The following is a 6,270-nucleotide window of genomic DNA, read 5'->3' as shown; positions in this document are numbered from 1 at the left end:
GTCGCGCAGGGGGCCCGGCCCGCCGTGCTGGCCGCCTTGGCCCTCGGCGAGACCGGCGTCGCCCGCGTCGCCGGCGCCAACTCCGTCGGCGTGGGCCGGCTGGAGCGTCCGCACCCGGAGACGACCGACGGCACCCCCCTGCTTGTGGTCACCGCCACCGGGCGGGAGGCCGACGAGCTTGCCGCCGCCCTGCGCTGCTACCTGCCCGACGCCGACGTTGCCGTCTTCCCCGCCTGGGAGACCCTCCCGCATGAGCGGCTTTCCCCACGCGCCGACACCGTGGCCATGCGGCTGGCCGTGCTGCGGCGCCTGGCCCACCCCGAGGACGGCGACCCGGACCCGGCTACCGGCGCCGGTGACCCGCAGCGCGGCCCCATCCGCGTGCTTGTTGTGCCTGTACGCGCGCTGCTCGCCCCCGTCGTCGACGGCCTGGGGGAGTTGGAGCCGATCCACCTCGCCCCCGGGATGCGCGCCGACCTCGAGCAGATCGCCGCCCGCCTCGCGGACGCCGCCTACACGCGGGTGGACATGGTGGAGTCCCGCGGCGAGTTCGCCGTGCGCGGCGGCATCCTCGACGTCTTCCCGCCCACACAGCCCCGGCCGGTGCGTGTGGACTTCTTCGGCGACGAAATCGAGTCCGTCTCCTCCTTCGCCGTCACCGACCAGCGCACCATCGCCGATCTCGGTTCGGTCACCGCCACCGCCTGCCGCGAGGTCCTGCTCACCGATAAGGTGCGCGAGCGCGCCCGCGCTCTGGCAGGCGCCATCCCCGGCGCCGCGGACATGCTCGACAAACTCGCCGCCGGCATCCCCACCGAAGGCATGGAGTCCCTTGCTCCCGTGCTCGTCGACCGCATGGTGCCGCTCCTGGACCTGGTGGGGGACCGGCTCGTCATCGTCGCCGAACCGGAGCGGGTCCGCAAACGCGCCGAGGACCTGGCCGCCACCACCGAGGAGTTCCTCGCCGCCGCCTGGACGTCAGCCGCCTCCGGCGGCACCGCCCCCATCGACCTGTCCGCGGCCGCCTTCGCCCACTTGGCCGAGGCCCGCGCCCTGGCCCTGTCCACGAACCGCGGCTGGTGGTCCTTCACCTCCCTCAAGGCCTCCCCGGATACGGCCGAACTGCCCCTGCGCGACCCCGAGAGCTACCGCGGTCAGCTGGAGCGGGCCGTAGCGGACATCGGCACACTGATCCGGCAGGGGTGGAGCGTCGTCGTCGCCACCGAGGGGCCCGGGCCGGGGCGCCGCATGGCCCAGCTGCTCGCCGACGGCGGCGTGCCCGCCCGTATCGTCACCGGCTTGGACCACGCCGACGACCTGTCCTACCAGGCGCCCGACGGCGTCGTGCGGGTCACCCAGGCCTCAGCCGGGCACGGCTTCGTCGCCGAGGGACTGCACCTGGCACTTCTGGCCGAATCCGACCTCACCGGGCGCGCCCCCGCCGCCGCCCGCGGGGCCAAGACCCTGCCCGCCCGCCGGGCCCGCAAGAGCGTCGACCCGCTGTCCCTGCACCCCGGCGACCTGGTGGTCCACGCCCAGCACGGAGTGGGACGTTTCGTGGAGCTCCTGCGCCGCGACGTCGGCTCCGGCCGGGGTGGGGGCAAGGAGAAGGCCACCCGCGAGTACGTCGTCATCGAGTACGCCCCCTCCAAGCGCGGCCAGCCCGGGGACCGGCTGCTCGTGCCCACCGACGCCCTGGACCAGGTGACCAAGTACGTCGGCTCCGACAACCCCGCACTCAACCGGATGGGCGGCGCCGACTGGGCCAAGACCAAGCAGCGGGCCCGCAAGGCGGTGCGTGAGATCGCCGGGGAACTCGTGCGCCTGTACGCAGCCCGCTCGGCCACCACCGGCCACGCCTTCAGCCCCGACACCCCCTGGCAGGCCGAGCTGGAGGAGGCCTTCCCCTACACCGAGACCCCCGACCAGCTCGCCACCATCGACGACGTCAAGGCCGACATGGAGAAAACCCAGCCCATGGACCGGCTCATCTGCGGCGACGTCGGCTACGGCAAGACCGAGATCGCCGTGCGCGCCGCCTTCAAGGCCGTCCAGGACGGCAAGCAGGTCGCCGTGCTCGTGCCCACCACCCTGCTGGTGTCCCAGCACGCCGAGACCTTCACCGAGCGCTACGCCGGCTTCCCCATCAATGTCGCGCAGCTATCCCGTTTCCAGACCGCCGCCGAATCGGAGAAGGTGCTTGCCGGACTCGCTGACGGCACCATCGACGTCGTCATCGGCACCCACCGGCTCATTACCGGGCAGGTGCGTTTCAAGGACTTGGGGCTGGTGGTCATCGACGAGGAGCAGCGCTTCGGGGTGGAGCACAAGGAGACCCTCAAGGCGCTGCGCACCGACGTGGACGTGCTGTCCATGTCAGCCACCCCCATTCCCCGCACCCTGGAGATGGCGGTGACCGGCCTGCGGGAGATGTCCACCCTGTCCACCCCGCCGGAGGACCGCCACCCGATTCTCACCTATGTGGGGGCCTACGAGACCAAGCAGGTGTCTGCCGCCATTCGCCGTGAACTGCTGCGCGACGGTCAGGTGTTCTTCGTGCACAACCGGGTGGAGGACATCGACCGCGTGGCCGCGCGGCTGGCCGAGCTGGTCCCCGAGGCGCGGGTGGCCACCGCCCACGGGCAGATGCACGAGTCCCGGCTGGAGCGGGTCATCGACGACTTCTGGCACAAGGAGATCGACGTCCTGGTGTGCACCACCATCGTGGAGACCGGCCTGGACGTCTCCAACGCCAACACCCTCATCGCTGACCGCGCCGACCGAATGGGCCTGTCCCAGCTGCACCAGCTGCGTGGCCGGGTGGGGCGCGGCCGGGAGCGCGCCTACGCCTACTTCCTCTATCCGGCCGACAAGCCGCTCACCCAGACGGCGCTGGAGCGGCTGCGCACCATCGCTACCAACACCGACCTGGGTGCCGGCATGCAGGTGGCCATGAAGGACTTGGAGATCCGTGGCGCCGGCAACCTGCTGGGCGGTGAGCAGTCCGGGCACATCGCCGGGGTGGGTTTCGACCTGTACGTGCGCATGGTCTCCGAGGCGGTGGCCGCCTACAAAAAGTCCCTCAAGGTGGGGGACACGGACGGCGTGGCCGGTGCCGAGGCGGAGGAGGATGCCGAGCTGCGCGTGGACCTGCCGGTGGACGCCACCATTCCCGAGGACTACGTCCCGCACGAGCGGCTGCGCCTGGAGGCTTACACCAAGTTCGCCGCCGCCCGCAGCGAGGCGGACGTGAGCGACGTGCTCGACGAGCTCACCGACCGCTACGGGCCCGTCCCCGAGTCGGTGCGCCGCCTGGCGGCCCTGGCCCGGCTGCGGGCGCTCGCCGCCGAGCTGGGCGTGCGCGAGATCGTGGCCCAGGGCAAGTCCATCCGCTTCGCCCCGGTGGATCTGCCCGAGTCGGCGCGCATGAAGGTGACCCGCCTGTACCCGGGCACCGTGCTCAAGCCCGCCACCCGCACCATCGTCGTGCCCGCGCCCGGAACCGCCCGCATGGGCGGTGGCGCCATTGAGGGGGAGGAGCTGCTGCGCTGGGCGGAGGTGCTGTTGCACGCCGTCGTCGCCGGGGAGAGCGAGTACGAGACCGAGGCCACCAAATACCGGCGACGCCGCTGAGACAGTTGGCTCGGTGCTCGTGCGAATGCGGGGGCCAGGGCCGGGGCGCGTGAGCGGCTGGTTCCAGGCATGCGCTCGTCATTTCGCTCGGTCTCGGTGCGTCATTTGTGCCGGTTTCGGCACGTTACAAGTGCCGGTTTCGGCATGTTATTAGTGCCGGTTTCGGCGAGAGGAGGTGGGGACTGGCGTAGGGTGGCGGATTGTGATGCGCCACCGCCTAGGCCAACCCCGTGAGGAGCAGACCGTGACCCGATCCACCACCCGCCCCATCCGGCGCCTGCTCGGAGCCGGCGCTGCCCTGCTGATCGTCGGCGGTGCTTTGGCCGGCTGCTCCGCCCACCCGGGGCAGGCCGCCTCGATGAGCTACGCCGGCCTGGACGGCAGTCAGAACACGGTGGTGGTCACCGAGCAGGAGGTCGAGGACGCCACCGCGGACCTCACCGAGTATGCGACCAAGCTCGGGGGGCAGGGACCGTCCTCCGCCGAGGTGCTCAACGGCCTGGTTGGTGGGCCCGTCCTGGAGGAACTCGCTACCGAGTACGGCATCACCGTCACGAGCGAGGACGCGCGGGCCACCTTGGAGGAACAGGCCGGGCCGGGTATCGATTACTCGCCCGCCGCCGTGGAGTTCTTCCGGTACACCCTGTTGTCCACACAGCTCAACGATCTGGCTGCACAAGACGATGAGGTGGTCGTCCAGTACCAGAATCTCCAGAGCACCATGAGCCTGGACATCTCCCCGCGTTACCAGGGCGGCGGTTCCTGGCTGCTGCAAGAGGACCCGGTGCTGCAGCTGGGCTGATATCGCAACCGAACGGCGCCGTAGCCGAGCCCGCCAGCGCGTGGCTGCGGCGCCGTCGTCATGCCCTCGTGGCGCCGTCGTCGTGCCGCCGCAGCGGCCCCGGGCGCCGGCATGATCTCGCCCGGCGTGAACAATTGCGGAAGTGACGGGACCAATGCACTCGTGGTGAGGGCCGCGGGCCGCTAGGCTGGGTCCGCATGTGCCTGTCCCAGGCAACACAACTTCAGCAAGGAGTATCAAGTGGCCCTCATCGAGAACGTTCACGCGCGCGAGATCCTCGACTCCCGCGGCAACCCGACCCTTGAGGTCGAGATCCTCCTGGAGGACGGTTCCTCCGCCCGCGCCGCTGTCCCCTCCGGCGCCTCCACCGGTGCCTTCGAGGCCGTGGAGCTCCGCGACGGCGACAAGGACCGTTACCTCGGCAAGGGCGTGGAGAAGGCCGTCGCCAACGTCAACGACACCATCGCCCCGGAGATCATCGGCTTCGACGCCGCCGACCAGCGCGGCCTCGACCACCTCATGCTGGAGCTCGACGGCACCCCCAACAAGGGCAAGCTGGGCGCCAACGCCATCCTCGGTGTCTCCCTCGCCGCTGCGGCCGCCTCCGCCGACTCCGCTGGCCTCGACCTGTACCAGTACATCGGCGGCCCGAACGCCCACGTCCTGCCCGTTCCCATGATGAACATCATGAACGGCGGCTCCCACGCCGACTCCAACGTGGACATCCAGGAGTTCATGATCGCCCCGATCGGCGCGAAGACCTTCCGTGAGGCCCTGCGCATGGGCGCCGAGGTCTACCACTCCCTCAAGGCCGTCGTGAAGGGCCGTGGCCTGTCCACCGGTCTGGGCGACGAGGGTGGCTTCGCCCCCAACCTCGACTCCAACCGCGAGGCGCTCGAGCTCATCGTCGAGGCCATTGAGAAGGCCGGCTACAAGCCCGGCGCCGACGTGGCCCTGGCCATGGACGTTGCCTCCTCCGAGTTCTTCGACTCCGAGACCAAGACCTACTCCTTCGAGGGCGAGGCCCGCGACAACGCCTACATGGTCGAGTACTACGAGAAGCTCATCAGCGACTTCCCGATCGTCTCCATCGAGGACCCGCTCTCCGAGGACGAGTGGGACGACTGGAAGGCCCTGACGGACAAGATCGGTGACCGCGTCCAGCTGGTCGGCGACGACTTCTTCGTCACCAACCCCGAGCGCCTGGCCAAGGGCATCGAGCTCGGCGCCGCCAACGCCCTCCTGGTCAAGGTCAACCAGATCGGTTCGCTGACCGAGACCCTCGAGGCCGTGGAGATGGCCCACCGCGCCGGCTACAAGACGATGACCTCCCACCGTTCCGGTGAGACCGAGGACGTCACCATCGCCGACCTGGCCGTGGCCACCAACTCCGGCCAGATCAAGACCGGTGCCCCGGCCCGCGGCGAGCGCATCAACAAGTACAACCAGCTGCTGCGCATCGAGGAGGCTCTGGGCGACGACGCCGTCTACGCCGGCACCAGCGCCTTCCCGCGCTTCAAGGCCTGAGCCGAAGCGGTCGCGGAGGCTTGGGGCGGGCACGGCGCAAGGTGCTGTCTGAGCCGAAGCGATTGCCCCTCTGGTTTCGTCCCGGGGCTCGCACCAGTGGTGTGCGGGCCCCGGGACGTGCCATATGGACATGCAGCCAGAGCCCCGGCATGGAGACCGGAGAACAGCGAGGCGGCCGGTTCCGGGGGCCGGGGACGCTCACACCCGTGTTTGTCCCAAGCTCGTGAGCGACGCACCGGGGCCGGGCGCTCGCCACGGGCATCTCGGTGAGGCAGGATCGAGGCCATGACGCCGCGCCGACCCGCACC

The 6,270-nt window shown here is 70.4% G+C and carries 3 protein-coding genes; all 3 read left to right on the top strand.

The genetic code is table 11. The annotated features are described in order from the left end of the window. A partial coding sequence (gene mfd, locus RWX45_RS13385) for a transcription-repair coupling factor (RefSeq protein WP_316024210.1) occupies window positions 1–3,633 on the top strand: 3,633 nt, incomplete at its 5' end. A 244-nt stretch (window positions 3,634–3,877) separates the two neighbouring features. Then, window positions 3,878–4,435, top strand: a complete 558-nt coding sequence (locus RWX45_RS13380) for a hypothetical protein (protein ID WP_316024209.1) — start codon at window positions 3,878–3,880, stop codon at window positions 4,433–4,435. Window positions 4,436–4,675: 240 nt separating this feature from the next. Further along, entirely contained in the window at window positions 4,676–5,962 is a 1,287-nt protein-coding gene (gene eno, locus RWX45_RS13375) for a phosphopyruvate hydratase (RefSeq protein ID WP_316024208.1), read from the top strand. Window positions 5,963–6,270: the final 308 nt, after the last annotated feature.

The organism is Actinomyces sp. MRS3W (genome assembly GCF_032465695.1).
GTDB lineage: Bacteria > Actinomycetota > Actinomycetes > Actinomycetales > Actinomycetaceae > Actinomyces.
Note: the sequence above shows the minus strand (reverse complement) of the source record. Positions and strands in the feature narration are given on the sequence as shown.